This window comes from Sphingobacterium kitahiroshimense (assembly GCF_025961315.1).
Lineage (GTDB): Bacteria > Bacteroidota > Bacteroidia > Sphingobacteriales > Sphingobacteriaceae > Sphingobacterium > Sphingobacterium anhuiense.
This window is the reverse complement of record NZ_JAOQNK010000001.1, coordinates 200539-227537: the sequence shown is the minus strand read 5'-3', so window position 1 is coordinate 227537 and position 26999 is coordinate 200539. Positions and strand designations below refer to the sequence as shown.

Sequence of the window (26999 nt, the reverse complement as noted above, 5' to 3'; positions counted from 1 at the left end):
ATTAGAAAACTTAACGATAACTTCATTATCGGCTAAAATAGAATTATTCTCCTGAAATTAAACTATGGGATCATATTAATATGACTTGCCTTCACTAAGGAAGGAAAATACGGCAACACTTCTGCTCCCAGCTCATCAATAACATCGACAATAGGTCTCTTACTGAATTGAATCCCTAAGGCAGCATGATTGACACCCGCTTCCTGCCATTCATGTAACAGTTCCAATAAACCATTCCTTCCTGTTTTAAGCACAAATCCACCCTGCAATGGCGTTCGCGGAAAATTGGGATCTTCCGTTAGTTCAATCCATTCATTGGTCATATGAGGCTTAAAAATCTGATCGGGAATTAAGTCACGCCAAGCTTTTATCTTTTCTCTCAACGGCCTAACATGTAATTTCGACGTTGTTGCTCCCGGATAAGTAATCCAGCCATCCCCATGTTCAGCAATCCAAGAAAGAGGCTGTTGACTGCCACCGGTTATTAAACTCGGAATATATTCTTGAACGGGTTTAGGGATAAGATCCAATCCGTCAATGTGGGTCAGCTCAGACTTAATTTTTGGATAATGTTCCTTATTTAAGCGTCGAAAATCCTGTAAAACCTGTCTAAAACGTTCACCTCGATGCTCAAAATCTAATCCAAATGCAGGAAATTCAATCGATCTATCCCCCGATCCTACTCCTAGCAATAATCTGTTATTGGATAGCTGATCTAAAGAAGCGGCTGTCTTTGCTAAAGAAATCGGGTGCCAGAAAGGTAAAACAATACTTCCTGTTCCTAATGCAACCCTGCTTGTCTGTCCGGCGATAAAAGATAAATAACTAAAAGCATCATACACTTGACCAGCATCACCAAAACTCGGATCAAACATCGGAATATCACGAACCCATATCGACGCAAAATCTAAGCGATCGATCTGTTTTATATATGCCATATGCTCCTCAACTAGGGGAAGCTTTCCGCTATATACTTCTAAGGGAAGAAATAAGCCAATAGTCAACACATCTGGAGCAAATACACGGTTAAATGCATGGTGATTTTCAAAGTTTCTTATCATGTTCTAAAAATTTAATATAAAAGCCTTATATGATTTCGATATATCTAGATTTATAGATGTACCTAATTAAAAAAAGGAAGGCTTCTTACCTTCTGAAATGAATTATCAAATAAAATGAGTTGTATGTATAGACATTAATATGGTCAATAGCTTATTTAGAGATTGTGTTCAGATCCGGATTTCCTTACAGCACCGTAACTGCATTAAAAATTGATCCCTAAAATCGACAAAATATTTCGATATATCTAGATTTATAGATATACTTGAGTAAAAAAAATGAAGATATTTATATCTCCATCCATCAAATAAATAATGAATAACTACAGCGTATTCTTGATATAAGAAGCCAATTCCTGAAGTTTTTCCTCATTTCTCTTATAATAAGTCCACTGTCCCTCCCGTACAGATTTCAACAAACCACAATTCACCATCGATGTCAAATAAGATGATATCGTTGATTGGGACAAACCTGCCTTCTTTTGGATGACGCTCATACAAACACCATAATCCGTTACCTCCGGTTCAATATCTTCGGCGATAAAATTAGCATGCGGATTTTTCAACCACTGCAATATCTGTAACCGATGTTCATTTGCTAAAATCTTAAAAATATCAACCATATCTATATATCTAATAATCTCGAAACAAACATAACAATTAAGCGCTCCATATTTGTTGTCTTTATGTCATCTTGATACATTTATTAATGAGCTTTTCAACAAAGCAACATTGAGCTTTTTAGCAAAACAGCCTCTTTATAATCCCGCTAACTTTGAATAAACAAATCAGCAGAACATGAAAAAGATAAATCAGATTTATGTAAACGGTGCCTTTATCACACCACATGGGACAGAAACTTTTGATCTCATCAGCCCCACTACTAATGAAAAATTGGGTGAAGTTACCCTTGGGGACGAAATGGATACCCATATTGCGGTCCAGGCCGCAAAAGAAGCATTCAAAACATTCTCTAAAACAAGTAAAGAAGAACGTATTGCTTATCTGGAAAAACTACATCATGCTGTCAGTAAGCGCGAAGAAGAACTGATTGCTATTATGGTCGAAGAATACGGCGGAACTTACCAATTTTGCCAAGCCAGTGTGCAGATTGCGATCGCGGCATTCCCAACAATGATCGAAACACTTCAAAACTATGACTTTGAAAAAACTGTTGGACAATCACAGGTTCGTATGGAGTCATTAGGGGTTGTCGGCATCATCACCCCCTGGAACGCCAGCAATGGTTTTATCTGCAGTAAGCTTGCCACAGCTATTGCTGCCGGATGTACCGTCGTCATCAAGCCCAGCGAAATGAGTGCCCAACAGACACAGCTTATTGCCACATGTTTCCATGAGGCGGGTTTACCTAAAGGCTTATTCAATATCGTAAATGGTCTAGGAAATGTTGTAGGCGCCGCAATAACCAATCACCCCGATATTGCCAAAATATCCTTCACAGGTTCAACTGCGGTTGGCAAAACAATTGCTAAAGGCGCAGTAGATACAATGAAACGTGTCACTTTGGAGCTTGGTGGTAAATCCCCGAATATTATTTTAGAAGATGCCGATTTAGAAACCGTTATCCCCATGGCTATCTATGGCGCTTATATGAATAGTGGTCAAGCCTGTATTGCTCCTACCCGACTGCTAGTCCCTGCGAGCAAACTAGATCAGACCAATGCTTTAGCACAAGCCACCATCGCACATGTAAAAGTCGGTAATCCTGCAGATCCAGATACCCATGTAGGACCTATGGTAAGCCATAAGCAATATGAAAGAGTTCAACAGTTCATTCAGATTGGACTTGATGAAGGAGCAACGTTACTAACAGGAGGTCTGGGTAAGCCAGCAGGTTTGGAAAAAGGTAACTTTGTTCAAGCCACCATCTTTACAAACGTTCGTAATGATATGCGTATCGCACAAGAAGAAATATTCGGTCCCGTCCTCTCCATCATTCCGTACCAGAATGACGAAGACGCTATTTCCATTGCAAATGACACCACTTACGGTCTAGCGGCATATATCAGCTCACCAGATCTTGCACGTGCCAATCGCATAGCATCACAGATTGATGCAGGAAGAATCTGTATCAATGGCTTTAAACATGATCCACAGGCTCCTTTCGGAGGATTCAAGCAGTCAGGTATCGGCCGAGAGTTCGGAACTTATGGATTAGACGCATATTTAGAACCCAAAGCAATTTTAAGCTAAATAGCTAAAATTCAACATCCTTATCTTAAATTTGCATCAGAGATGGAAACAAAAAAAGACAACATTCAGGCATCGGGCATTGCTTATTCGTGTTATGCGACAAAAAGCAGAGAAGGAGAACACTTCGTCCAAGAATGCACCTTCACCTATCAGATAGCTGGTTCCCTGGTGCTGAATGATGGAAATCAAACCTACATTTCCAATGCGGGAGCATTTCGTCTGGTAAGGAGAAATCAATTGTTAAAATTTATAAAGGAACCGCCTGAAAATGGCGAGTTCCGATCTTTGACTATTTTTCTTGACCAGCAGACATTAAAAGATTTCAGTCTCGAATACGGCATTAATGCGGAACAAAAACAATATGATCAACCTGTCTTGGATATCGAAGATCATGTACTGTTGCATAGCTATTTTCAATCTTTGATGACGTATCACCAGACCCACAGTTTTGACAATCCCAAACTCGTTCAGATTAAAATGAAAGAAGCGATATTACTCCTCCTACAGATCATTCCTGAACTCAAAAATGTATTGTTTGATTTTACCGAACCGCATAAAATAGACTTAGAAAACTTTATGAACAAAAATTACCATTTTAATGTTCATTTAGAACGATTTGCCTATTTAACAGGTAGAAGTCTGGCAACCTTTAAAAGAGATTTTGAAAAAACATTCAATACCACACCTGGACGCTGGTTGCTGCACAAAAGACTACAAGAAGCATATTACCTTTTAAAAGAAAAAGGTAAGGCAGCCTCAGACATTTATTTGGAATTGGGATTCGAAGACCTTTCCCATTTTTCATTTGCCTTTAAAAAAGCATTTGGCGAGGCTCCTTCAAAAATCATGAATCGATATAGCCCGGTCAATACCGCTTCTTTCAACAGCATGTAATTAAGCCTAACCATTCAGCACCCCCTACATGAAAATATTTTATAAAACTATGCTCATCACCCTCATCCTTATCATCGTATTCGTTGCGATTATCGTCCTGTACATGCAACAGCCCAAATTTGGTCAAGTACCAAGTGGCGCTCGGCTTGAATTAATTAAGAAATCACCCAATTACAAAGACGGTAAATTTGTCAACTTTAGCCATACCCCTCAAATCGTTGAAGATGCAAGCTATGCGAGCGTACTCTATGATTACTTTTTCAAAAAAATAGACCGGAAGAGTCCATTGGAAAATATACCGACCATAAAAACAGATCTGCAGAACTTGTCCCGCAAGGAAGACGTATTGGTCTGGTTCGGTCACTCCTCTTATTTTATGCAAATAGACGGAAAACGCATGTTGGTCGATCCCGTATTCAGCGGAAGTGTCTCTCCTGTTCCCGGAACCAATAAATCATTTAAAGGAACAGACATTTATACAGTAGAAGACCTACCGGAGATTGACTATTTATTCATTACCCACGATCATTATGATCACCTGGATTATGAAACCATTATCAAATTAAAAACAAAAACCAAGAAAGTAATCTGCGGACTTGGTGTGGGTTCACATTTGGAATACTGGGGTTACAATCCTCAAGATATAATTGAAAAAGATTGGCATGACAGCATTTCACTCGACAGTGGATTTACCGTATACACAACTCCTGCAAGACATTTTTCAGGTCGGTCTCTTCAAAGCAGCAAGACACTTTGGATGTCCTATGTAGTACAGACGCCAACGATGAAAATCTTTATCGGCGGAGACAGTGGCTATGACACCCACTATGCGGCTATTGGTGAAAAATTTGGTCCTATTGATCTAGCTATTCTAGATAATGGGCAATTTGACAGCACTTGGCGTTACATCCACCATCTCCCTGAGGAAGTATTAAAAGCAGCAAAAGATCTGAAAACGAAGCGTCTATTTCCGGTGCATAACTCCAAGTTTGATATCGCCAATCACTCTTGGGATACGCCATTAATTCAGATTACCGAATTAAATAAAGAAGCGCATATTCCATTGATAACACCTATGATCGGTGAAGCGGTGTTGCTAAAAGACGATCAAAAGCAGTTTAAACAATGGTGGGTAGGCAGAAAATAACGGACTAAAAATAATAAGTAGCATCGGACTGTAAAGAAAATAAATTATTTATAGTCCGATACAATAATCATAATTTCAAATAAATGCTATCGAAATTCATGTTCTTTTACATATGAAAAACATTAAACCGATGGCCATCAGGGTCCGCAAATACAAAACCATAATATCCCTTTCCAAAAGCTGCAGGCTTAGAAATCAATGTTCCACCAGCATCTTCCACCTCAGTAGCCCAACGATCCGCCTCTTCTGTACTTGATGCGGCAAGCGTAAAAATGATTTCATTAGATTTGGATGTATCTGCCATAGCCCCTAACATCGCCTCGCGAAGGATATGCTTTAAGAAAAAATGGATTACAAAATGATCTTCACCAAACAGAAAACTTGTCAGATCTGCTGATCGCCCATTCGGTTGAAAACCCAACGCAGTATAAAATTTTGTTGTCCGGTCTAAATCGGTCACTGCCAAATTAGACCATATCTTTTTTGGATTCATACGCTACTATCTTTTATATCTATTATAAAATTAAGCAAATCAAATTCTATTCTACTTCTCATAGGACAAGTAAATCACATCACCTCCTTAAACCTTTCATTTCCGCACAAAAGGATGACACTTAATTTGTTTGAATTTTATATATTTACACCATGAAACAAGCAGAAAGTGTCAATGATTTTTACAGCCGCTTGCCAAGTCATGCACCCACTCATGTGCCATTGGACAATGCAGGCATCGGTCATATCAATGTTTTCAGTCGAGAGACCTGCGCAGTTGTAAGCCCCTATAGTAGACGTGATTTTTATAAAGTTTCCCTGATCATTGGTAAAGGAAAGATTTATTATGCCGATAAATGGATCCAGATTGATGGTCCAGCACTGCTTTTTTCGAACCCCATTGTCCCCTATTCTTGGGAAGCTGAATCCGAACAACAGTCCGGTTGGTACTGCCTCTTCACAGAAGATTTCATTCAACATAGTGAACGCACAAGTCAGTTGCACGACACGCCCTTATTTCAGATCGGATCTAATCCCATTTTCTTCCCAAACGAAGCCCAATTAGCGGAGTTGTCCTTTATTTTCCAGAAAATGCAGGCCGAGATGTCTTCCACATACGCTCATAAATACGATGTATTGCGCAGTTATCTGCACTTGATCATTCATGAGGCAATGAAAAACAATCCGACGACCAACTTTCATAAGTATGTGAATGCTACTTCTAGAATATCAGCCTTATTTCTCGAACTACTGGAAAGACAATTTCCGATAGATTCTCCAGCACTCGTACTCAAATTGAAGAACCCAGCAGATTATGCCACTGCACTATCCCTGCACATCAATCATCTTAACCGGTCGGTCAAAGAAATAACGGGTAAAACCACTACAGCACATATCGCCGCACGCATCATCAAAGAAGCAAAAGCTTTACTGCAGCATACCGATTGGAATATTTCCGATATCGCCTACAGTTTAGGTTTCGAATACCCCTCTTACTTTACACTATACTTTAAAAAACACACCGGCATGGCACCCACACAGCTGCGGTAGATTGTTTGATTATTATAACAATCTGTTTGATCGTTATAAGTCAGTTTTTGAGACCGTGCGCTACATTTGTATAAACAAAATGAGAACATCATGAAATACAGAAAACTCGGAACAACAGACGAACAGCTATCCGCATTAGGATTGGGTTGCATGGGTATGAGCTTTGCTTATGGACCTACGGACGATAAAGAGAGCTTAGCCACATTAGAAAAATCCCTTGACCTGGGCATCAATTTCTGGGATACCGCCGACATGTACGCAAATGGAGCAAATGAAGAACTGATCGCTAAAATTTTAGTCCCCAATCGGGAAAAGATCTTTATTGCTACTAAATTTGGATTTCGCTTTAAAGATGGGATTGCAGGACCAAGCAATGCCGCCGGAACTTATTTTGACGCTTCGCCCGCATGGATGAAAATTGCCGTTGAGCAAAGTCTCAAGCGACTTAAAATTGATACCATCGATCTGTATTATGCACATCGTGTCGATGCCAATATCCCTATTGAAGAAACTGTCGGTGCAATGGCCGATCTCGTTAAAGAAGGAAAAATACGATACCTTGGACTGAGTGAAGCTTCGCCGGCATCATTAAGAAAAGCACATGCAGTACATCCCATTTCTGCACTCCAAAGCGAATACTCCCTGCTAACCAGAGATGTAGAAAGCGAGATTTTGCAGACAACACGTGAACTTGGGATTTCACTTGTGCCCTATTCACCTCTGGCTCGTGGTTTAGTAACCAATACGCTCCAGATGGATACCCTTGCAGCCGATGATTTTCGAAAATCTTTACCACGCTATCAAGAGGAAAACATCGTCAATAACAATAAACTGGTGACCGGATTTGCGGCATTAGCCAAAAATATAAATTGTACACCCGCACAACTTGCTTTAGCATGGGTCTTAGCACAGGGCGAAGACATTATCCCGATTCCCGGAACTAAAAAAAGAAAGTACCTGGAAGAAAATGTAGGTGCAATTGATGTTCAGCTAACACCCGAAAATTTAACGGAAATTAATAACCTGATCCAACGATACCCCATCTTGGGAGAACGTTATAACGAAGGATCCATGAAACTTGTGAATCAATAATCATAGGGAATCGGAAGAAACCCAAATGTATTGCTTTTCAGTGCAAAGGCGCACTTAGAGGTTTGCACAGACCGCTTTATTAAGAATAAAGGATCGTTAAACAATAAAAAAAAGCAACTTTAAAAGTTGCTTTTTTTTTATTGTTTGAAATTACTTATCTAATTTTAAAAACTATTAAAATGTAAATCCGTAAGTAAACCCGTTTCCATATTTGAGAGCCCTTATTCTAAAATATCCACCCGTAACGCGAAAGGTCTTCTCCTCATTATCGTTAAATAAATTAGCATCAAAAGTTCCTTCAACCCATACAAAATTTGTGTCTTTGATTTCTTCCACTTTTAGGATCTTAAATTTCGAATCAAGCTGACTTTCTGCTGTAAGCTTTGATTCTTGGTTCATGGTTTTACTGCTAAACGTTGAGCCAAAACCAACTCCTTTTACTCCCATCTTAAGGGCTACCCCCTCCTGTTTACCTCTGCGTCCAAAATCTACAGCATAATTGTAATCTCTTTCCTGATAAAATAAGGCAGATTTTCGAGGATAATACATACCGCCTGATTCCAACATTTCTGATATTTTATTATTTTTTATAAAATAAAAGCGAGCAGTAATATCTCGATCGCCAAAACTATAATTAGAGACAGAATAATATTGCACTGAATCTGGTGCACCGATCCAGTACCGATGATCTGGAGCAGAATGATACCAATTCGCAGCTGTATCACTCAATCTCAAATTAACGCCCTGATTACCATGTCCACTTCCGGAAGCAATATAATCATCAGAAGTAAACCCATACTGTTTTCCATTGAGAACAAATGAAATACTATCTAAAAGCATAGCTGGCTTTGCCTCTTCTATGATTTCAGGAGTTACTACTGCTTCCGTTTTTTCACATGAGCTAGTCAACAAAAGCGCCATAATCGGCAAAAGAATATAATATTTATTCATATTTAATTTTAAAAACTAAAAGATAACATTTTTTTCCTCAAAAAGTATAATTTTACACACTAATCATACGACAGTCTGTACCTTACATATATAAAATATTTCCTAACAAAAACTTAAAACATAGGCTTTAATAAAAAAAAACTCATTCATTTACCCAACTGTCCGCCTCTTCGATAAGGGATACAAAAAGTGTAAAGATCTTTTGATAAGATTTTAATAGATCTGTCATCGCCCCTAATGATATGTTTGTTAAGAATATGCCTTAAGAAAATGTGGTTATTGATTACTGCTTTGTCAAAATACTTTTGCCAAAGCAGTAAACTTAATAAGTGGATCTATTACCAGATCTGTACACCTTACTTCTAAAATAACCATCAGTCACACGAACCACCTTTTGCTCTTGATCATCAAATAAATTTACTTCAAATTTACCTTCGATTATAACGAGCTTAGTTCCTTTTATTTCTTCCACTTTGAGTATTTCAAACTTGGAGTCATTTTGACTAGTGGCATTCAGTTGTGTTTCAAAACGATTAGCTAGTGTACTAAAAGACGTTAGTCCTCCTAAATCTTTTAAGGATAATTCAATAGCAACCCCCTCATCCCAATTCCTACGTTTAAAATCCATAGCATAGTCATATTTACCTACTTTATAGAATATTTTATCTTTTCGAGGCACTAGCGTATTACTATCTTCCACCAATTCTATTTCCTTATAGTTTTTTACATAATTAAATTCAATAGAACCTCCTGGAAAATAATTCGTATAACTTGTTGAATATTGTATAGAATCGGGTGCACCTACCCAGTATAGATCTTTTCCTGCACTACCGTATGTCCATTTGCCTTTCGTATCACTTAACCTCAAGTTGGCACCTCCATTCCTATATCCATACTTTTCAATGTCACTATCTACTTCTGTGGTATAGTGTTTTCCATTGACATAGAATGACACACTATCAGATTTCGAATACAAATCAACCTCGACTTTATTTTCTTCTAATGTTTCTGTTTTTTGACAAGCGCTCGCTAATAAAATAATTGCCAGAGGCAAAAGTTTATAGTATCTGTTCATTCCAATAATTATTTTGACCCCAAATATACAACATTATTTTTCCTACCATCGAGATATTTAAACATTATTTCAAAAGCCATCAAAATCATGAATACTAAACTCGATAACTAAAAACAAACGTCAACTACTATCACGCTATTAATTCATGCTTATCTTCTTATCTCAATAACCAGAGTTGTAAAAATCAGAATAATAGATTTGGCGGTAATTTTATTAAAAATGAAATTCTCCGATCATCAAAATCAGTAAGGAAATAAACATATGCTCCTGATGAAGGAATAAAAAATATCGGCAATGACAAACGTTTGCATGACCGTTTTACTTAAAAAAAACAGAAATAAAAACAGGTCTGTCGATCAGCTGCATTTGTTTGAGAACACGTATTAATCTGATTACAATGGCCGTAAATGCATTTTTAAACCAATATCCGCTTTGAAATCCTGATCTATTAAACTATGTTTGTACATAATATATCGGACATAAAGCCCCCAATATAAAACCTTAAATCTTTTAAAAACCGAACTTACTAATTTATTAAAATGACAAATTGGTTCAGAAAAAACATGTCGGTCGTTATGATCGCTTTCATCAGCTTTCAGGCACAGGCAAATTCTACGCCCAAAGTCTACGACTTAACAAAGTATGGCATCAACCCCAATACGGGGAAAAACAGCAGTGCAACCCTCAATCAAGCGATTCAGAAAATAGTTACTGAGGCTGGAAAAGGTAATCCTATAGTAATCAAATTCAAAAAAGGACGTTACGATTTCCATGAAGAAGGAGCACAAAAAAGAACCTATTACATCTCCAACCATGATCAGGACAATCCTAAGACCGTTGGTATTACCTTAGAAAACCTCAGCAACATCACCATAGACGGACAAGGCTCAGACCTGATCTTTCATGGACGTATGTTACCCCTTGCATTGGTTGAAAATCAAAACCTCAGCCTTAAAAATCTGCATATCGACTTCGAGCAACCCCAGATCTGTCAGGTTAAAATCTTAGAAAACGATACCCAAGCAGGTACAATCACGTACCAGACTGCTCCCTGGGTCACTTATACCATCAAAGACAGCACCTTCTACAATACCGGTGAAGGTTGGGAAATGAAACCCACCTCCGGTATCGCTTTTGAAGAAAAAACAAAGCATATCGTGTACAATACCAGTGATATCGCAGTGGGCACAGCACATGTAGCAGAAATATCAAAAGGAATCATCAAAGCCTTCAAGTGGAAGAATTCAAAATTAATACCCGGAACAGTCGTTGCCATGAGAAGCTGGCATAGACCTAATCCCGGTATTTTCGTGCACAAAGGTAAAGACACCAGATTAGAAAATATATCGGTTCACTATTCCGAAGGAATGGGTCTGTTGGCACAGCTGACTGAAAACATTTATTTAGAAAAATTCAATGTCTCATTAAGAGGGAAAAACGATCCCCGTTATTTTACAGCACAGGCAGATGCAACCCATTTCTCAGGCTGTAAAGGTGTGATCATATCCAATAATGGACGATATGAAAACATGATGGACGATGCAATCAATATTCATGGTACTTATCTCAAAATCACACAAAAACTGGACAATAAAACCGTACTTGCAAAATACATGCACGAACAGTCCTATGGTTTTGACTGGGGCTATGCGACCGATTCAGTACAGTTTATCCAATCCAAAACAATGGAGCTCTGGGACAATAAAAACAGTATTCAATCCATCGAAGTAATCCGTAAAAAAGATAGCGATCCGATCCAGGATTTCAAAATTGTATTCACAAAACCCTTAGATGATTACATCGATCCAACCAAATTGGACATCGGTATTGAAAACCTGACGTGGACACCAAAAGTAGAGTTTAAAGGCAATACTGTACGAAACAACAGAGCACGGGGTGCACTGTTCAGTACTCCTCAAAAGACCGTAGTGGAAAATAATCTATTTGATCATACCTCAGGAACAGCCATTCTTTTATGTGGCGATAGCAACGGCTGGTACGAAACAGGTACATGCCGTGATATCACGATCAAAAACAATAAGTTTATCAATGCTTTGACCAACATGTTCCAGTTTACCAATGCGGTGATCTCCATCTATCCTGAGATTCCTGACTTGAAAAACCAGCAGAAATACTTCCATAGCGGTATCAAGATCGAAAACAACTATTTTGAAACTTTTGATAAGCCAATTCTATATGCGAAATCTGTAGATGGCATTACTTTCAATAACAATACGATTAAGACAAATAAGGAGTATCCGGCATTTCACTGGAACAAAAAGGAAATTTTGTTTGAGCGCGTTATCAATGCCAATATCAAAAATAATACGATTGATGGTAAACCTTTCGTTTATCCTGCTAATTAATCGCAGCTTATAAAAAGTAAAAAGGCCAATCTCAATACAGGAGATTGGCCTTTTTATTTCTTACCCTATCCCGAACGGATTCAGTCACAGGGATCATTATGAGAACTGCAGATTCAACTGATCGAGCATCAAAAATAATTCATTTTCCATCTATGTACATGACATTGGTCAAAAGCTACTCCTGTTGAATCCACTCAAATTTACCGTTATTCATGTAAATGATCCCACCACCACAGGCTTCTGCCTGATGGATAAAAACACCATCATGCGGTAATTTAATTTTATCCTTTTCATCGACCTCATCTTCTGTCATAATTTCACCTTCATCACTCACATTATTATAATAGACCTCTCCTCTCGGCGCTTTTTCAAAAATACCGACCCAGTCAATATCATCAAATCCCTGACCTAAAATATCCTGTCCCATTCCTAGATAAGTAGTTTTTTTGTTGCCGAAAGACACTTTAAGACCATATTTATGATTTATCGTATTTTGAACGATATGCACAGTATCCAAACGACTGTCGCCATCCATATCACAGACAACAACATTGGGATCATGTTTTTTAGAAATCACGATGGTATCAGGCAATACCGTTCTTTTATCTGCCTGCATAACCAGGGAATCACGTATAACGAAAGTGCTGTCCTGATCCTCAGTCCTATTGTGTGCCGTATCTGCAGCTTTATTCTGGCAACTCCACACCGTCAATATTATACCAGATAACAAAACAAACAGTCCCAACCAGTTTATATTTCTCACCATAGCTTCATGATTTTAATTTCTAATAACGATTATGATATAGAAAATTATCGGATTACTTAGCTGCCACAAGCAATATAATACGTCGGCACACCATCCACTTCTGTAGGTTCTTCGGCAATACCCTCGAAAAATACATGGTCGCCAAGTTCCTTATTTGCCTGTTGATTATGTGCTTTCATCAAAAATTCCAAAGCGGTAAAATTCTTATCATTATCGGCTTTAAACTGAGCTACAATCTCGACCTGATATCCTTCATCATCGGCCTCCCCATCAAAAATATCCTCATCCTCCGAAATCAGACGTTCATTCTCCAGCAAGTCAGATGGTTTCATGATCCAGGCTTCATATTGAATCTGCACCGCTGAGGCGTCAAGCACGATCTCATTCGGATTCCATCGCTCGGCCGACCCGAAAATATCTTTTTGGTATTGCATTACCTCCTCATTAAATAGTGCTGCATCTGTGTACGCTTCCGATGAAAAAGACCAGGCAATCTGATTTAAAGTCGATTTACGTTCCGTATTTCCTTCATTATTATCCATTAAATCCGCGTAAACTGTAAATGTCTTTTCAATAATCTGATCTTTATTATCCCAGTACTGTAGATCCAGGACCTCAGAAATTTCATGCTGTTCAGCATCCGTTAGATAATTCGGAATATCCCACAACTTCTCTATTTCTTGATTATCCTCCAGATGTTCAATAATTTCATATTGCTTTTGTATAATAGCTAATGACTCCGTTGCTTTTAAGCGCATCAATGCCCTTACCGCATGGCCATAACAAGCCGTTCCCCAATTACAGAAAAACTGCAGAAAACCGCCATTATACATATCCATTTCAAGTTTCCAAAGTGCTGCCAATTCCTTTTCGTGCTCCGACAGGGCGTTCCAATCGTTCTCATTATTGCTGAGCTTATCAACAAATTGTGAGGTAAAATCAAACCATTTTTTATCCAGATCAGCACCATCATTCGTAGGAGGTTGCTCCATTTTATTTTTCAGCTCCTGAACACACCATTCCTCAAAATTCTTAGCCGTGCTATCCCCTAACGCGGCACTTTTTTGAAAATAAGGCAATGCCTTTTCATATTCCTTACCATAGTAGTAAGCATAGCCCACCCTAAAATTCCACAAGGGATCTTCCGCTCCTGCCGTACTTTCCGACAGTAAAATATCAAGCGCTTTTCCGTAATCCGAAATATTATTATACGCCCGTCCCAGCATGTTTTTCAACGTATAGGTTAATTCCGATGCCGGCAGTTGTTCAAGCGTCTCAATAATTTGACGGTGCTTACTTTTCTCATGCCATAGATTGAGCTGTTCAATTAATTTATCGTCCATTTTTTAGTTTTAATCATTACCGTTAATACGATCAAATTTTAGTCCGCTTTTAATTTTAACGGAAGCTCTTCCAAATTATTTTTAGCTGTTATCTTTTCTATTTCACCTTGCTTATTTATTTTACAGGTAACAACTACTGTTATTTTCTGTTTACTCATCTTAAGCTTCTCAAACACACTAAACGTATTTTCCTCATCTAAAGCAACATAATCACGCTTTGTTTTACCATCAGGTCCAGTCGAAGTTAAAAACAAAGAAGAAGGTAAAGCATGCCTTGGAAAATCCTGTTCGGGCAATAGACTGTCGATGATGGTCACCTGCTCACCATTAAAAAATTCAACTTCCACCTCCGGATTAACCAAATCAGCATCCTTCACAAACTGAAGACGCCACGCATAGGGTGTGCGATATTTTTTACGCCATTTATCGTATGCCTGCGGATTAGCCGCTGTATGTGTCTGCTCAACCCACTCTTTTGATGCACGAAGTCTTCCCAATTCCTCCTGAATCATCTGACGTTGACCAAGTTCAATCTCCGTACTATCTATTTTTTGTGCCTGATAAAAACTCACTTCGACAGCATTTCCCCAATTTCCGCCAACCCATAACGCCGCATCTCCTCCCGGTGCCAATCCGACAATAATTTCATCATAAGTCCGATGGAATACGCCATTGTGATTCTTCGCTTCAAACCCCTTCTTAAACAGGGCACTTATTTTTTCTTTATCCAGGGCCACATTAAGTTTATAATAACAATCTTCCACAACAGAATACCAGGAAAGACTTAAGCTGTCCGGCATCACCAGAGCACCCTGATCCGAACTCATAAAAGTAGACGTACCTATCCCCCAGCGACTATCGTAAAATTTATTGTCAATATCCGGAAAAGCATTATTTCTGCTCCACGATTCAATAAAAAAACGACCTTCCACCACACGAACCGGATAGCCTTCAGGATTGGATATTGCCGGTTCCCATTCGTATTTTTCAGAATTGCGCCATTTCCGCTCAACCGTCATTTCAGACCGGGAAACCGTCGTATGCTTAAGAATAAGTACGATATTCGCAATCACGGCAATCAAACAGTAGATACCGATGATCCACATTTGCTTGACGGTCAATTCTTGGCCCTTTGTACCGGTACCACAAATGATCAGTAGCACAATAAAGTGGAGTATAAACTGAGACAGTAGAATCACAACCCCTAACAGGTTGGCAAAACTAGCCCATATACCATGCGTTTCAAATGCAACACCATCTCCAAGAAAGAGATAAAACAAAAAACCAAAGCCCGTAAGCGCACCGGCTATTAGCAGGATTTTATGGAGGTGTATTAAAGTCATGCTGTTCTTATCTTGATGAGCGGTATTGAAAGATTAAAGTCTTAAATATAAATTGGTATTAGCGGCAATAGCCAGTACTCAAATATACACAACTCCTCTTGATTTCAAAATCGCAAAAAACGGTACCCAGGCATGTTTTAAACATCCTGGATACCGTCCCTTAATCAGCCAGTCTTAAAAATAGGTGTCACGGACAATTTCTTAATTGCGAATAGGCCAGCTACTTATCCAGCCACACCACCTTTTGCTCACTCACATGTTCTTTTCCTAAAATATCTCGGTACAGTGTAGGCTTCCTTGCCTTGATATATCGGTATCCGCCCGCTTTCACCAACTTATCGGCAGTTAGTTCCGCTACGCAGATTTCATTATCCAATGAACGGCATTCCGCCATAATATCACCATAAGGATCGATAATCATCGCACAGCCATTCTTCAACTGATCGTCATCCATACCGATAGGATTTGAAAAAACAGCATATATGGCATTGTCATAGGCACGTGCAGGTAACCATTTCATCAGCCAGCTGCGGCCTTTCAGCCCGTCAAACTCTTCCCGAAGTAACGTAGCATTTTCTTGTTTATTTTCCCATAATTTGGCATCTACAAATCCAGCACCCGGACGTGTTGAAGGTGTACACATGGTTACATGCGGCATAAAGATCACCTGCGCACCAAGTAAAGTCGTCGCTCGAACATTTTCAATAATATTATTATCATAACAGATTAAGACCCCACATTTCCAGCCCTTGATCTCAAAAACGGTATAAGCTGTTCCCGGAGAAAGATGCGGATTGATAAACGGATGCAGTTTTCGGTGTTTCGCGATCAGACCTGTTTCATCAACACAGATATACGCTTTAAAAAGATTACCGGCAATATCTTTTTCAAAAAGGCCGGCCAAGATGGTCATTTTATATTCTTTAGCGATTGCTGTTAATGCGTTTACTGATGGACCATCAGGGATCAGCTCCGCGAGCTCCAGCATTTCCTCACAGGAAAGGTTGCGGGCAAAGGTATAACCGGTAATCGAACATTCATGAAAAGCAACCACATCAGCTCCCTGTTCTGCCGCTTCAGCAGTAAGCTTTTTGATCAGGTCAAGATTATAAACCTTATCTCCACTTCGATTTTCAAACTGTACACTGGCAATTTTTAAGTTTTCCATTGATTTCTAATTTTTTAAAACCATTAATGATTCAAAATTAGCGGGACAAACACGCAATAAATTGGAAAAAACCGACAATATCGTTTTACAGCACCTGCATCAGGTTGATCGCAAGAAGATGATCATGATGGCGATATTGCATCGGGGTAACCCCTGCCTGACGCTTGAAACAATTATTCAGATGCGCCTGATCATAATAGCCACAGGCATACACAACCTGAGAAAGGTTAATATCTGAAGAAGATTTTTGCAATGATTTGAGAAAATGCTGGAACTTGATAACATCTATAAATTTCTTAGGAGCGATTCCGACCTGTTCCTTAAACTTCCGCTCCAATTGCCGTTCCGTTACCGGCAGTTTTTGGATCAGGTCAGCAACAGCAATCATTCCGTTCGCTTGATAAATCAAATCTAAAGCCCCATGCATAAGACCATCTTCCTTTTGAAACCGATTCACGCGGCATATCAACAGCTTTTCGATCGCTTTTATCGCTTCAGAAGGGCTTTTAGAACTCAATACCTGCTCCTCCATATCACTTCCCTCCTGACCAAAAACAGTACGCAAAGGTGTAATGGTATTGTTCAATTCATAAGCCGATAAGTTCGTCAGCGCATGCAGACCATGTGGATGGAGAACCACAATCAACATATCCAATTTTCCGACCGACTTGATATCATTAAAATGTGTCATCTGTCCATAAAGAAAACTATGCGGCTGTTTACTTCCTGATTCACAAGCATTCACCTGTAAGAAAGGATCTTTAAAGTGAAAGACCAAACCCGGATTGCCATCCGAAAACAAGCGGTAATCGGCATACCCATCATGATCATGCTTGATGATGAGGTAGTGTTTTACAATAGCGGAAAGCATCAATGACGGATAAAGCTGCATAATCTCAATAGATAATTTCACAAAGGTAAACCATTTATTCTGATGGAAGAAACACCTTCGGATCAAAACCTTCCAGATAATCAATTTTCCAGATACCGTTAGCTAACAGAGCCTTCGTTTTGTAATTAAAGCCATCTCCCCACGACCAGTTGAAAGTGGCCAGATTGTTGGCAAAATTTACATCTCTTAATATGATCTTTTCCCAGAAATTATCTGGATTATCCTGACAGTTGCACCAGGGATTTGCTCCGTTACCAAATGGCGGAAGTTCACCCACATACCATACCCACGATTTGTTTCGGAGTTTCTCGTCGATGATCAAGCCTATTTTATCATAATTGGAAATAAACTGATCCGTGAATAGATTTGTTGCCCGCAGTTCGTTGATTCTCTTTTTATGTATTTCCAGATCAAGTCCCGCATAAACACTATCCGTCTCTTTCAGTTGCAACGGTTCAAAATCCACATGAGTGCTCTTTGTTTCATTCCATTTATACAGTTCTATTACTTTATTATGTAAGTCCCCTATCAAGAAGACCCCGTCACTTGTCCGGGCTGTTTCCTGTTCTCTTCTTTTTGATGCCCCAGCATTCCCATGCTGGTTACAGGCAGAAAAGAGCACTAATGCAAGTAATACGGTGGTTAATTTCGAATATTTCATGTTTATGATCAACTTCATTAAGATTTACTATATAACGATCCTTTAGACTTTACCGCTGAACATCAAATAGTTAATTGCTGTGTTAAAATTAACATATTTCACTATAAAACATACGTGCTATTAAGTTTTAATAAAATAAACCATTAAACCTATGACAATAACTAATCTGCCATCCTTACACGAACATCTCGTCTAAAGATGACAGATTTATATATCCTGATTATGTTGATCAATTAAACAAATGACTAAATCCTATTTAAAACGAAACACTATAGTTTCCCAGTTCCCTCAAATCAATTTATCTAATACACCTTTTAAACATGGCATGAGATTCCATGGACCTACTTCTTCAAATATTCCAAAGCAGCATTCAGAACTTCATCTTGCCCCGCTTTGATTCCTTTTATCGTTGGTGACACCAAGTGATCAATCTTTATTCCAACACGTTGCGTTTTACTTTGGTCAGGATAATAAACACCAAGTCCTGTTATCGATGTTTTCAGATTGCCCGGTAAATCAATGTAACTCACATTTCCATCCGCACCGGCAGTTTGAGATCCGAATACCTTTACACTTGGAGAAGTTTGATAAGCCATAACATGATATTCGGCCGAGCTTTGCGTATCTTCATTAACCAAGACTGCTATCTTACCTTTATAATAATCGTTTGTTTCCTTTCCTACCTGAAGTGCGGAACTCATAATAAATGTACCGGGCTGACTAAGATTTGTATTTGTAAAACGTACGAAGTCGGTGGATTTCGGAAGTAATAATGCACCTAGTTTGAAGACCAAAAAATCTCTCGGGTAGTTTCTATTATCAATAACAACACCTTTAACTTTGCTCCATTCATCCATATTTTCTTCTAGCATCTTACTTGTCAACAAACTATGCTTGATATACAGGATATTATTATCCAACATTTTATAGGCAACAGTATCCGTCTGTGGAGATCTAAACTGATTCAACGGTACTGCAGGTACATTCACTTCCATTTCTCGACCATTACGGATTAGCTTTATCGGTACTAGATCACTATTACTCATCATTAATCGTGCTGCAAATTCCCGATTTGTTACTGCTTCATTCGGTGTTGCTATGTAAGTCCAGACAGAATCTTTAATCTCTCCTATCTTTTTATTTTCCTTACCCATCAATACATCACCTACTTGAAGCACATTGACACCATCATTGACGGCTAACAGCCTGGTCACAACAGCCTTACCTTCCACGATGCGAATCTGTGCAGGAAGATGGTATGTACCATAATAGCTTTGCAACGCCTTTGGTCTACTCCACAATCCCGTATGAGCATCTTTAACCCGTGACAACATTTTCAAGACAGCTAATCCATAACTCTTATCATCACGGCTCAAAATCATTTCGGGTACAGATATTTTCAACACTTCATTCCAATTAGGTTCTGTAAGATCTTTATTCGGTGAAAAATATTCGACCATATTCCAGAAACGAAAGAGCGTCAATAAACGAAAACCCGCATCTGCACTTTGGATATTGTCATATTTCTTTTCATTATGAAAAAGTACATTACCTATCCCATTTGCAAAACTAAAATAGTGATGCTTATCAAAATTAGTGTAACGAATACGCTTCAACTTATCTTTCAAATCCTTTTTGAAAGATAGCTTATCGATCCAGGAATAGTCTACTTCGTATATCATGTGCTCCATTTTAGGTTTCGGGTAGTCCTGTGTTGTACCCAAACTATCCAAAAGAGTTGCATAGTAAGCTTCCACGGTTTGATTATCCTGAGCTGTAATAACAGCATGAATAGATTTAAATAGGTATTGATCCCAATCCAGCTTACCTTGTGCTACAGCTGGATGTCTGTATTTCAGAAAACCCCAAATTCTTCCCAGATCAACTAACCTCTGATCGATTTCAGGACTATTATTGAAATCTGTAATACCTGATTCAACTGGATCTTTTTTTGCAAATGGAACAAACTTGCCGGTTTCTTTAGTGATATCCTTTCCGTCTACGGTAACGATAACATCATCGAACCAAACCTTCCCTTCACCTGAAAGGAAGAATGCCAAAGAAATACCTTCAGTCTTATCCGGGTTTAACTTTGCCGTCACCGTAAAGTTTTCCCAATCTTTTGTACCCCTCACTTCGCGCTTTGCCATATTGTCGAAAAAGATTTCCGGATCTATTCTTAACATAACGTTTACCACAGAACTGGCGGTTACATTTTCACGCTTAATCATGACAGACAAACGAATGGAATCACCCTTTAAATTGGAAGGAAGTCCCACCATAACACCTCCAAAACCACTGCTTTTTTTAAGGCTTTCCACTCTTAAAGAGCCTTTCCCATTATAATACACATCGTGATCAATAACCGTTTTAAAAACAGTGCTGTCACCGAGTCTATACCAAGGGCGAGCAATTGGTGTCTCGAAAGAAAAATTAAAACGTTCCTGACTCCAGGCAGGAAAACCCAAGCTCAGGAAAAAGACAGCAAATAAAATTGCTAATGAGGTTTGTTTCATAATTTAAATTTGCATTAAATTAATAAATTATATCATATTTAACAACATTTAATTGCTTACTTGGCATTTAAATAAAATATTACAAATAATTGTTTTTACAAAATTGATAAAATTGACCGAATGAAAATTCCCTTAATATGGATAAATGCATAATGAATATGCATTTAAAAAGGCATTAACACGAATAAACCAAATCATACTAACATAAAAATTAACTTTGGTTCAAAAATTACATGATATCGTAATGGAGATAAGATCAAAATTATGAGCAAGTTCATCCTTCAAAAACTTCCCTTAAAAATTAACATATTTCACTATAAATAACTACCTTCAAGAAAGATTAAATCAATAGAGCCTGTTAACAATAAAAATATGATGAAACAACTAGCTATACTCCTTATACTAGGATTCAGTATGGGTACAGCCGATGCACAGATTACCAGCATTTCGGTCAATAAAGCCAATTTCGAACAATCTGGTTTTCCCTTCAAAGGAAAAAGAGTGCTACAGGTAGAGCATATCACCACAGCAAATGAAGATAATTTTATCGTATTCTCTAAAGAACAACGGAATGCAGATCCCGATCACCTCTATATCCAGCAGTTTCAAAAAAATAACGACAAATGGACTGTTGTTGCCGAAGACCATGTTTCAGAAAAAGATATTGTCACTTCCGTCTGGGATGCCCGCAAAGCTTTTTTTGATGCCGATAAAGATGGAAAACTAGATGCTATTTTTGTCTATTCACGACACCCAAAAGGTAATATGGAAAAACAGCTTAGCTGCATCGCACTTGTACTCTACAACAAACAGTTTTACAGGTTACAGGCAGATCAAACAGATGGCTACAAAAAGACTACATACTCAGATAATTACAGTCAGTTGCCTGAAGTGATCAAAGCACAGGTAACACAATTCTGGGAAAAACTAGATAAGGATTAAAAACATAGCGCTTCGTCTGTATCGGACGAAGCGCTATGCGGAAATTTCAAAAATAAATTATAGAGAAGCTAAGACCATCTTTTCTTCATCTGCCCCTATTTTACTGATGGTATAGCGTTTAATATCGACATGCTTCATTTCGTCCAGCGCCTGTACCACATCCACCGCCCGTGCTTCCTTACTTGGTTTGATCAATACGATCATGTCCTTGCCATCCGCCTTTGCAGGGATCTCCAATTTCATGCGATCCAATACTTTTCTTATCCCATTCTTACTGAGGTCAGTGAACTCCGGTTTCGAGATCGGATGGTTAAAATCGCCATGATACCACATCAATCCTTTGTCGGTTAACAGAAGCGATACCACACGCCTTTCATCCAATAATATCGGTTCATGCCCAGATTTATCAGGCATTGCGATATCTAGACGATGAGGTTTATTTAATGTTGTCGTCAGCATAAAAAAGGTGATCAATAAGAATGCAAGATCCACCATTGCTGTCAGATCGACTTTAGGAGCCAGTTTTTTACTTCTGATTTTCTTTTTTCCTGCTTCCGGTTGTTTTTGATTTAGCTCTGCCATGATGTTCTAGATTAAATGATAGAATTGGTTAATACTCATCTTTAAGATGCCAGCATCAATCATATTCCATATTATTTTTCAATAAAAAAGATGCATGATCAACATTCATCATCCAGTACTCCGAATATTTTAAGCTTATTTTTTCACGTAAATAACAGCATTTCAGCGGGTAATAACATGCTAAAATCAACTAATCCATTCGCTGATCACTCCTACCCAAACACCCGATTGATCACCCTATGAGGCTGTGATTGAAGTGCTTTATACAATCTACAGTCAAAATCTAGCCGAAAAGAAAAATATTTGGTGTACAACTGTGATTTTTTGACACCCACTGCGAATAATTAAGGAAATAAGTTTAATTAATATTTTTAACAATGGAATTTTCAATAACTGCTGCCACTTTAAATCGTATGCTACCGAAGTGGGTAGCACCTGTTTTCCATCATTGGAAACCGTACTTTCAGGCTACTAACATCCAGCTTTTCTGGTCGAGCAGAGCAAAGTTCGTTTTAGCAAACATTTCTGCGCAAAGCCTTATTATGGATAAAGCAAGAGATAAACACATCAGGTATAACCCAACAACTTTACGTAAAATTAAGAGTTGGCATGCGCACTTATCATGAACAAGCAGAAACAAAAAGAATTCTTTCAGCAAATAATTGAACAGCACAAAGGAATTTTGTTCAAAGTTGCCCGTGTGTATTGCCATGACGAGCATGACAGGGATGATCTGATGCAGGAAATGATGATACAGATCTGGCAATCTGTTCCGAGATATAAAGAGCAGTTTAAAATATCAACCTGGTTATACCGTATCTCACTCAATGTCGCGATTTCCTTTTATCGGAAAAACACAACGAGGGCAAACCGATTCACGGTTCTCAATGAGCAGACATCAGATTTATACAATGAAGAAAAAGTAGAAACAGAACAGCAGCTTGACTTATTAGTACAGTTTATCAGCGAATTGAGAGAATTGGACAAAGCCCTCATATTGATGTATCTGGAAGACAAAAGCCATCACGAGATGGCAGAGATTTTAGGGCTATCCGTCAGCAATATAGGAACAAAAATAGGACGCATCAAGGATAAATTAAAAACAAAGTTTTCACAATAAAACCATAAAGAAATGAACGAGTTAGAATTAAAAAAGCTTTGGCAAACCGCACAGGAAAAGTTGGATACTAACCTGGCTATCAGCACACAAAATACAGCAGCTATTACGCACATAAAAGTGGCGCATTTCCTATCATCAATGAAGCCTGTCAAGCTTTTTACGATCTTAGTGGGGGTCGTCTGGGTCGGTTTTTTAGGAACACTAGTCGTTTACTTATTCTTATACGCTTTCCCTAAAACAAATCTCTTTTTTCTATTTTCAGCTACGGTGCAAGTCATACTGTCGGCCATTGCATTGATCACCTATAGCTACCAGCTTATCACCATTTATCAGGTCGATATCAGCGGCCCCATCTTAGAGACACAAAAGAAAATAGCTCATTTAAAATCAACCACCTTATGGGTCACCCGTCTACTTTTCTTACAGTTACCGGTCTGGACCACCTTTTATTGGAATGATAGCATGCTGGACAATGGAAGCTGGCTGTTATGGTTTTTACAGGGCAGCATAACCCTTGCATGCACTTATCTGTCCATTTGGCTTTTCATCAATATCAATTTTGAAAATAGGGATAAGAAATGGTTTCGCTTTATTTTCAACGGCAATGATTGGACACCCCTACTAAAGTCAATAGAACTTTTAAAACAGATTGATGCCTATCAAAATGACAATAAACCACAGCAAAGCAACCTGAGTTAAATCCTTAATAAATCCCACCATTCGGCTATTCGACGATTGTTATGCAATAACATTTGTTCGCATTTTTCTTCATCTTTTTATTAAACCGAAAAGATGAAGAAAATAAACAAATTAACGACATTTAGCCACCAATTAACACCTCAAAACCGGCTATTATTTCGTATATTTATCATCTAAGAATAATGCATCTTGAGGCCTTCAAAATAGACATTTAAACAACCTACACCCCATATTTGCAGGCTGTTTTCACTGCGTTTTTTTTATCCTTGTAGAATATTCGCAGACGCAAAAAAATACTGTTGCGGGAACTTGAAAAATAAGGATATATTTTGATCCAAAGCAGTACATGAACACGGCTGCCAAAAAATTAAAAATAGGAACTCTTACTTGTCAATAGACCCTATTCGCAGGATACATTTCTTAAAGAATAAAACATCATAAGCTGTGCACATACGGCACTAATTAAAAAACAACATACAGATGGATATCATACTGATCAAAGTACTGGGTATAAATTTTATTGCAACATTAGTCAGATCGACATTTGGATTCGGCGAAGCCTTAATCGCAGTGCCGTTATTAAGTTTTATTCTCCCGCTCGATATTGCAGTTCCCATGTCCGTCATGTTATCCGTCGCTATTGCCTTATTGGTCGTCGTTCAGGATCACAAAAAAATAGATGTTAAAAGTACCAAATACCTCGTACTTGCCGCATTGATCGGCCTGCCAGCCGGTTTGGGTATGCTGCTGTATGGCAACGATAAATTGATTAAAATCGGATTGGGAATATTACTAATTGCATATTCAATCTATGCCTTAACTGCTAAAAACACACAGGCTAAAACAGCAGATCATAACAGCTTATGGCTCTGGACCTGTGGTATAGCTTCAGGTGTATTGGGTGGAGCCTTTGGCATCAACGGTCCTCCGCTCGTTGTATACGGAAAAATCAAAGGCTGGAATCCCAGCGAATTTAGAGCAACCTTACAAGGTTATTTTTTACCTGTCAGCTTCATCAGCGTAGTCGGTTATTATTTTAAAGATCTCATCACAGAAGAAGTTGTCCTCTATTTCTTAAAATCAATACCCGTTATGATTCCGGCTATCTATATCGGCAGATGGTTAAACCACCGGATCGAACATAAAAAATTCTTTATATACGTGTACATCGGATTGATCATAATCGGCCTTGTCTGTATTATCAATACATTTATATAAACATTGTACAGTTATCTTTGGAGCGCTACAGACTGTTATTCTCGCATAATGTTCACTTGCATAAGCTGCTTTTACGTAATACCGTATCCGTACAAATCGATATCCACAGCAAGAAAGCAGGAATCAATCTTGTTGTGGCAAATTTAGTCGGATTTTCAAATAAGATTGACTCCAGATTTAAGGTAATTGGACTTTGAAGACACGATACGGTAATTCCGTTCTGTTCTTTCCATTGCTCCAATTTGGATCCTGTGGAAGTTGAGCACAAGAAAAATACAGAAAGCCATCTGTTCCGATGCCTAGTGAATCTGGCCAGAGTAACCTTGAATCCTGTACTAAAGTATGCAACTGACCATCTGGACTTAAATACTTAATGGTATAGTCCAAGGAATTGGTTAAATAAATATTGCCCTTTTTATCGGCAATCAGTCCATGTGTTACACCCACATCCCCCATATCTTCAACTTTCGACTCCAATTCTTTCTCGGTCAAAGATTCATCGGTCAAATATTTCGTTTCGATGCGATATAAATGTGTTTTATTAATCGGTTTAAAATAAAAATATTTAAAATCATGCGTTAAAGCAATACCATTCACATTTGACATAAACGGTTTACCGTTTTTATCCCGCATTTCCACTCCATCATACACAAGTATCAGATCAGGATCGGCTAAAGTAAAAGATGTCTTTTCTAAAACTTGACGTGTTTTCCCTGTTGCTAAATCCAGTACAACGATTGCCGCTTGACCAGGATCTGATAGATAGGCTTTATTCTTTTGGACATCAACACGCACATCGTTCAAACCCGATTTAGATTTATCCAGATCATCAAAGTTGTAGCGCTTCTCAACTTGATTTGTCCGGGTATTGATTTTTAATAATTTGAACTGCCCTTCTGCAGCTTCACCTTTATCACCAAAAATAGAACCTGATGGTGCAGGTTTCGAATCCAATACCCAAAGAAAATCATTCGCATCAACATACAAATCCTGGACGCTCACAAAATGCCCGTTTTCTTCGCCCGGTTTATTCCATTCTTCATTCGGATAAGGAACACGCTCACCGTTCACAATTTCTGTTAATCCGTACTGATAATCGGTATTTTGTTTCGGAAAAGCCACAAATAGCCGATTAGCAGTGTTTACACTTACGCCAATGGCCCGATATTTCCCAAAAGAAGCGGCTTCTATCAGCGCATCGCTGTGGTATTGCTGAGCTAAAGTATGATCCATAATTCCGAATAAAGTCAGTACAAAGACCATGTTATTGATCCATTTCATTATTTTAATCTATTTTAGTTTAAGTACAGTCCAATAAGCATTACAACCGTGCGTAATGCAAAAAAGCGATAGCAAAGCAACTTGCAACATTTAATTTCCACTGATAGCAAATAGCTATTCCATAAAATC

At 38.4% G+C, this 26999-nt stretch carries 25 protein-coding genes; 11 read left to right on the top strand and 14 right to left on the bottom strand.

Translation table 11 applies throughout. The features are described 5' to 3' along the window. Positions 1–62 precede the first annotated feature (62 nt). The gene (locus tag M2265_RS00985; protein WP_132768532.1) at positions 63–1061 is read right to left on the bottom strand and encodes an LLM class oxidoreductase; all 999 of its coding nucleotides are present in this window, start codon (positions 1059–1061) and stop codon (positions 63–65) included. Between the two features lie 320 nt (positions 1062–1381). Further along, complete coding sequence (locus M2265_RS00980) at positions 1382–1681, bottom strand: ArsR/SmtB family transcription factor (protein WP_132768533.1); 300 nt, start codon at positions 1679–1681, stop codon at positions 1382–1384. Between the two features lie 175 nt (positions 1682–1856). Here M2265_RS00980 and M2265_RS00975 point away from each other — a divergent pair, with 175 nt between their 5' ends. The 3 genes from M2265_RS00975 to M2265_RS00965 are packed head-to-tail and all read left to right on the top strand — an operon-like array spanning position 1857 to position 5313. Beyond that, positions 1857–3272, top strand: coding sequence for an aldehyde dehydrogenase family protein (locus M2265_RS00975; protein WP_132768535.1), 1416 nt, complete (start codon positions 1857–1859; stop codon positions 3270–3272). A gap of 42 nt (positions 3273–3314) precedes the next feature. Next, positions 3315–4166 carry a helix-turn-helix domain-containing protein gene (locus tag M2265_RS00970; protein WP_132768536.1) on the top strand — a complete coding sequence of 284 codons (852 nt, stop codon included), beginning with the start codon at positions 3315–3317 and terminating at the stop codon, positions 4164–4166. 28 nt (positions 4167–4194) lie between these two features. After that, complete coding sequence (locus M2265_RS00965) at positions 4195–5313, top strand: MBL fold metallo-hydrolase (protein ID WP_243655379.1); 1119 nt, start codon at positions 4195–4197, stop codon at positions 5311–5313. Between the two features lie 106 nt (positions 5314–5419). Here M2265_RS00965 and M2265_RS00960 read toward each other — a convergent pair whose 3' ends face one another. Further along, the gene (locus tag M2265_RS00960) at positions 5420–5806 is read right to left on the bottom strand and encodes a VOC family protein (RefSeq protein ID WP_132768538.1); all 387 of its coding nucleotides are present in this window, start codon (positions 5804–5806) and stop codon (positions 5420–5422) included. A gap of 152 nt (positions 5807–5958) precedes the next feature. Here M2265_RS00960 and M2265_RS00955 point away from each other — a divergent pair, with 152 nt between their 5' ends. Beyond that, complete coding sequence (locus M2265_RS00955) at positions 5959–6855, top strand: helix-turn-helix domain-containing protein (RefSeq protein ID WP_132768540.1); 897 nt, start codon at positions 5959–5961, stop codon at positions 6853–6855. Positions 6856–6945: 90 nt separating this feature from the next. Continuing rightward, entirely contained in the window at positions 6946–7947 is a 1002-nt protein-coding gene (locus M2265_RS00950; RefSeq protein WP_132768542.1) for an aldo/keto reductase, read from the top strand. Between the two features lie 174 nt (positions 7948–8121). On the opposite strand, the gene M2265_RS00945 is transcribed toward M2265_RS00950, so the two are convergent. Both M2265_RS00945 and M2265_RS00940 read right to left on the bottom strand, forming a co-directional pair. Next, positions 8122–8898 (bottom strand): hypothetical protein, encoded by a 777-nt coding sequence (locus M2265_RS00945; protein WP_132768544.1) that lies wholly within the window; start codon positions 8896–8898, stop codon positions 8122–8124. A 322-nt stretch (positions 8899–9220) separates the two neighbouring features. Beyond that, entirely contained in the window at positions 9221–9973 is a 753-nt protein-coding gene (locus M2265_RS00940; RefSeq protein WP_132768546.1) for a hypothetical protein, read from the bottom strand. Between the two features lie 539 nt (positions 9974–10512). On the opposite strand from M2265_RS00940, the gene M2265_RS00935 reads away from it, so the two are divergent. Then, positions 10513–12339, top strand: a complete 1827-nt coding sequence (locus M2265_RS00935) for a right-handed parallel beta-helix repeat-containing protein (protein WP_317126525.1) — start codon at positions 10513–10515, stop codon at positions 12337–12339. Positions 12340–12514: 175 nt separating this feature from the next. Here M2265_RS00935 and M2265_RS00930 read toward each other — a convergent pair whose 3' ends face one another. The 7 genes from M2265_RS00930 to M2265_RS00900 all read right to left on the bottom strand — a co-directional run bounded on the left by M2265_RS00930 (position 12515) and on the right by M2265_RS00900 (position 21028). Further along, positions 12515–13105: a hypothetical protein gene (locus tag M2265_RS00930; RefSeq protein WP_132768548.1), complete on the bottom strand. Its 591-nt coding sequence runs from the start codon at positions 13103–13105 to the stop codon at positions 12515–12517. A 56-nt stretch (positions 13106–13161) separates the two neighbouring features. After that, complete coding sequence (locus M2265_RS00925; RefSeq protein ID WP_207902360.1) at positions 13162–14448, bottom strand: DUF4375 domain-containing protein; 1287 nt, start codon at positions 14446–14448, stop codon at positions 13162–13164. A 38-nt stretch (positions 14449–14486) separates the two neighbouring features. Further along, positions 14487–15791 (bottom strand): DUF2931 family protein, encoded by a 1305-nt coding sequence (locus tag M2265_RS00920; protein WP_132768550.1) that lies wholly within the window; start codon positions 15789–15791, stop codon positions 14487–14489. 220 nt (positions 15792–16011) lie between these two features. Beyond that, the gene (locus M2265_RS00915) at positions 16012–16959 is read right to left on the bottom strand and encodes a nitrilase family protein (protein ID WP_132768552.1); all 948 of its coding nucleotides are present in this window, start codon (positions 16957–16959) and stop codon (positions 16012–16014) included. 85 nt (positions 16960–17044) lie between these two features. After that, the gene (locus tag M2265_RS00910; RefSeq protein ID WP_132768554.1) at positions 17045–17872 is read right to left on the bottom strand and encodes a helix-turn-helix transcriptional regulator; all 828 of its coding nucleotides are present in this window, start codon (positions 17870–17872) and stop codon (positions 17045–17047) included. A gap of 13 nt (positions 17873–17885) precedes the next feature. Continuing rightward, positions 17886–18512 (bottom strand): hypothetical protein, encoded by a 627-nt coding sequence (locus M2265_RS00905; RefSeq protein WP_132768556.1) that lies wholly within the window; start codon positions 18510–18512, stop codon positions 17886–17888. Positions 18513–18853: 341 nt separating this feature from the next. Further along, positions 18854–21028, bottom strand: coding sequence for a S41 family peptidase (locus M2265_RS00900; RefSeq protein WP_132768558.1), 2175 nt, complete (start codon positions 21026–21028; stop codon positions 18854–18856). 372 nt (positions 21029–21400) lie between these two features. Here M2265_RS00900 and M2265_RS00895 point away from each other — a divergent pair, with 372 nt between their 5' ends. Beyond that, positions 21401–21970 carry a hypothetical protein gene (locus M2265_RS00895; protein WP_132768560.1) on the top strand — a complete coding sequence of 190 codons (570 nt, stop codon included), beginning with the start codon at positions 21401–21403 and terminating at the stop codon, positions 21968–21970. Positions 21971–22027: 57 nt separating this feature from the next. Here the strand turns inward: M2265_RS00895 and M2265_RS00890 are convergent, their stop codons facing one another. Then, positions 22028–22552, bottom strand: coding sequence for an ExbD/TolR family protein (locus M2265_RS00890; RefSeq protein ID WP_021191605.1), 525 nt, complete (start codon positions 22550–22552; stop codon positions 22028–22030). Positions 22553–22929: 377 nt separating this feature from the next. Here M2265_RS00890 and M2265_RS00885 point away from each other — a divergent pair, with 377 nt between their 5' ends. The 4 genes from M2265_RS00885 (at position 22930) to M2265_RS00870 (ending at position 25589) form a co-directional block, all read left to right on the top strand. Further along, on the top strand, positions 22930–23178 hold the full coding sequence (locus tag M2265_RS00885; protein WP_132768562.1) for a hypothetical protein: 249 nt from the start codon (positions 22930–22932) through the stop codon (positions 23176–23178). Continuing rightward, a complete protein-coding gene (locus M2265_RS00880; protein ID WP_132768564.1) occupies positions 23175–23672 on the top strand; it encodes an RNA polymerase sigma factor in 498 nt (165 codons plus the stop codon). Before M2265_RS00885 ends, M2265_RS00880 begins: the two co-directional genes overlap by 4 nt. A 12-nt stretch (positions 23673–23684) precedes the next feature. Beyond that, positions 23685–24371 carry a hypothetical protein gene (locus tag M2265_RS00875; protein ID WP_132768566.1) on the top strand — a complete coding sequence of 229 codons (687 nt, stop codon included), beginning with the start codon at positions 23685–23687 and terminating at the stop codon, positions 24369–24371. 480 nt (positions 24372–24851) lie between these two features. Then, positions 24852–25589, top strand: a complete 738-nt coding sequence (locus M2265_RS00870) for a sulfite exporter TauE/SafE family protein (protein ID WP_132768568.1) — start codon at positions 24852–24854, stop codon at positions 25587–25589. A 177-nt stretch (positions 25590–25766) separates the two neighbouring features. Here the strand turns inward: M2265_RS00870 and M2265_RS00865 are convergent, their stop codons facing one another. Continuing rightward, positions 25767–26870, bottom strand: a complete 1104-nt coding sequence (locus M2265_RS00865) for an L-dopachrome tautomerase-related protein (RefSeq protein ID WP_132768570.1) — start codon at positions 26868–26870, stop codon at positions 25767–25769. Between the last annotated feature and the right edge of the window lie 129 nt (positions 26871–26999).

Bases quoted from the DNA above. Each gene is read 5' to 3' on its own strand.
- M2265_RS00985 (WP_132768532.1), bottom strand. From the start codon at position 1,061: ATGATAAGAAACTTTGAAAATCACCATGCATTTAACCGTGTATTTGCT.
- M2265_RS00980 (WP_132768533.1), bottom strand. From the start codon at position 1,681: ATGGTTGATATTTTTAAGATTTTAGCAAATGAACATCGGTTACAGATA.
- M2265_RS00975 (WP_132768535.1), top strand. From the start codon at position 1,857: ATGAAAAAGATAAATCAGATTTATGTAAACGGTGCCTTTATCACACCA.
- M2265_RS00970 (WP_132768536.1), top strand. From the start codon at position 3,315: ATGGAAACAAAAAAAGACAACATTCAGGCATCGGGCATTGCTTATTCG.
- M2265_RS00965 (WP_243655379.1), top strand. From the start codon at position 4,195: ATGAAAATATTTTATAAAACTATGCTCATCACCCTCATCCTTATCATC.
- M2265_RS00960 (WP_132768538.1), bottom strand. From the start codon at position 5,806: ATGAATCCAAAAAAGATATGGTCTAATTTGGCAGTGACCGATTTAGAC.
- M2265_RS00955 (WP_132768540.1), top strand. From the start codon at position 5,959: ATGAAACAAGCAGAAAGTGTCAATGATTTTTACAGCCGCTTGCCAAGT.
- M2265_RS00950 (WP_132768542.1), top strand. From the start codon at position 6,946: ATGAAATACAGAAAACTCGGAACAACAGACGAACAGCTATCCGCATTA.
- M2265_RS00945 (WP_132768544.1), bottom strand. From the start codon at position 8,898: ATGAATAAATATTATATTCTTTTGCCGATTATGGCGCTTTTGTTGACT.
- M2265_RS00940 (WP_132768546.1), bottom strand. From the start codon at position 9,973: ATGAACAGATACTATAAACTTTTGCCTCTGGCAATTATTTTATTAGCG.
- M2265_RS00935 (WP_317126525.1), top strand. From the start codon at position 10,513: ATGACAAATTGGTTCAGAAAAAACATGTCGGTCGTTATGATCGCTTTC.
- M2265_RS00930 (WP_132768548.1), bottom strand. From the start codon at position 13,105: ATGGTGAGAAATATAAACTGGTTGGGACTGTTTGTTTTGTTATCTGGT.
- M2265_RS00925 (WP_207902360.1), bottom strand. From the start codon at position 14,448: ATGGACGATAAATTAATTGAACAGCTCAATCTATGGCATGAGAAAAGT.
- M2265_RS00920 (WP_132768550.1), bottom strand. From the start codon at position 15,791: ATGACTTTAATACACCTCCATAAAATCCTGCTAATAGCCGGTGCGCTT.
- M2265_RS00915 (WP_132768552.1), bottom strand. From the start codon at position 16,959: ATGGAAAACTTAAAAATTGCCAGTGTACAGTTTGAAAATCGAAGTGGA.
- M2265_RS00905 (WP_132768556.1), bottom strand. From the start codon at position 18,512: ATGAAATATTCGAAATTAACCACCGTATTACTTGCATTAGTGCTCTTT.
- M2265_RS00900 (WP_132768558.1), bottom strand. From the start codon at position 21,028: ATGAAACAAACCTCATTAGCAATTTTATTTGCTGTCTTTTTCCTGAGC.
- M2265_RS00895 (WP_132768560.1), top strand. From the start codon at position 21,401: ATGATGAAACAACTAGCTATACTCCTTATACTAGGATTCAGTATGGGT.
- M2265_RS00890 (WP_021191605.1), bottom strand. From the start codon at position 22,552: ATGGCAGAGCTAAATCAAAAACAACCGGAAGCAGGAAAAAAGAAAATC.
- M2265_RS00885 (WP_132768562.1), top strand. From the start codon at position 22,930: ATGGAATTTTCAATAACTGCTGCCACTTTAAATCGTATGCTACCGAAG.
- M2265_RS00880 (WP_132768564.1), top strand. From the start codon at position 23,175: ATGAACAAGCAGAAACAAAAAGAATTCTTTCAGCAAATAATTGAACAG.
- M2265_RS00875 (WP_132768566.1), top strand. From the start codon at position 23,685: ATGAACGAGTTAGAATTAAAAAAGCTTTGGCAAACCGCACAGGAAAAG.
- M2265_RS00870 (WP_132768568.1), top strand. From the start codon at position 24,852: ATGGATATCATACTGATCAAAGTACTGGGTATAAATTTTATTGCAACA.
- M2265_RS00865 (WP_132768570.1), bottom strand. From the start codon at position 26,870: ATGAAATGGATCAATAACATGGTCTTTGTACTGACTTTATTCGGAATT.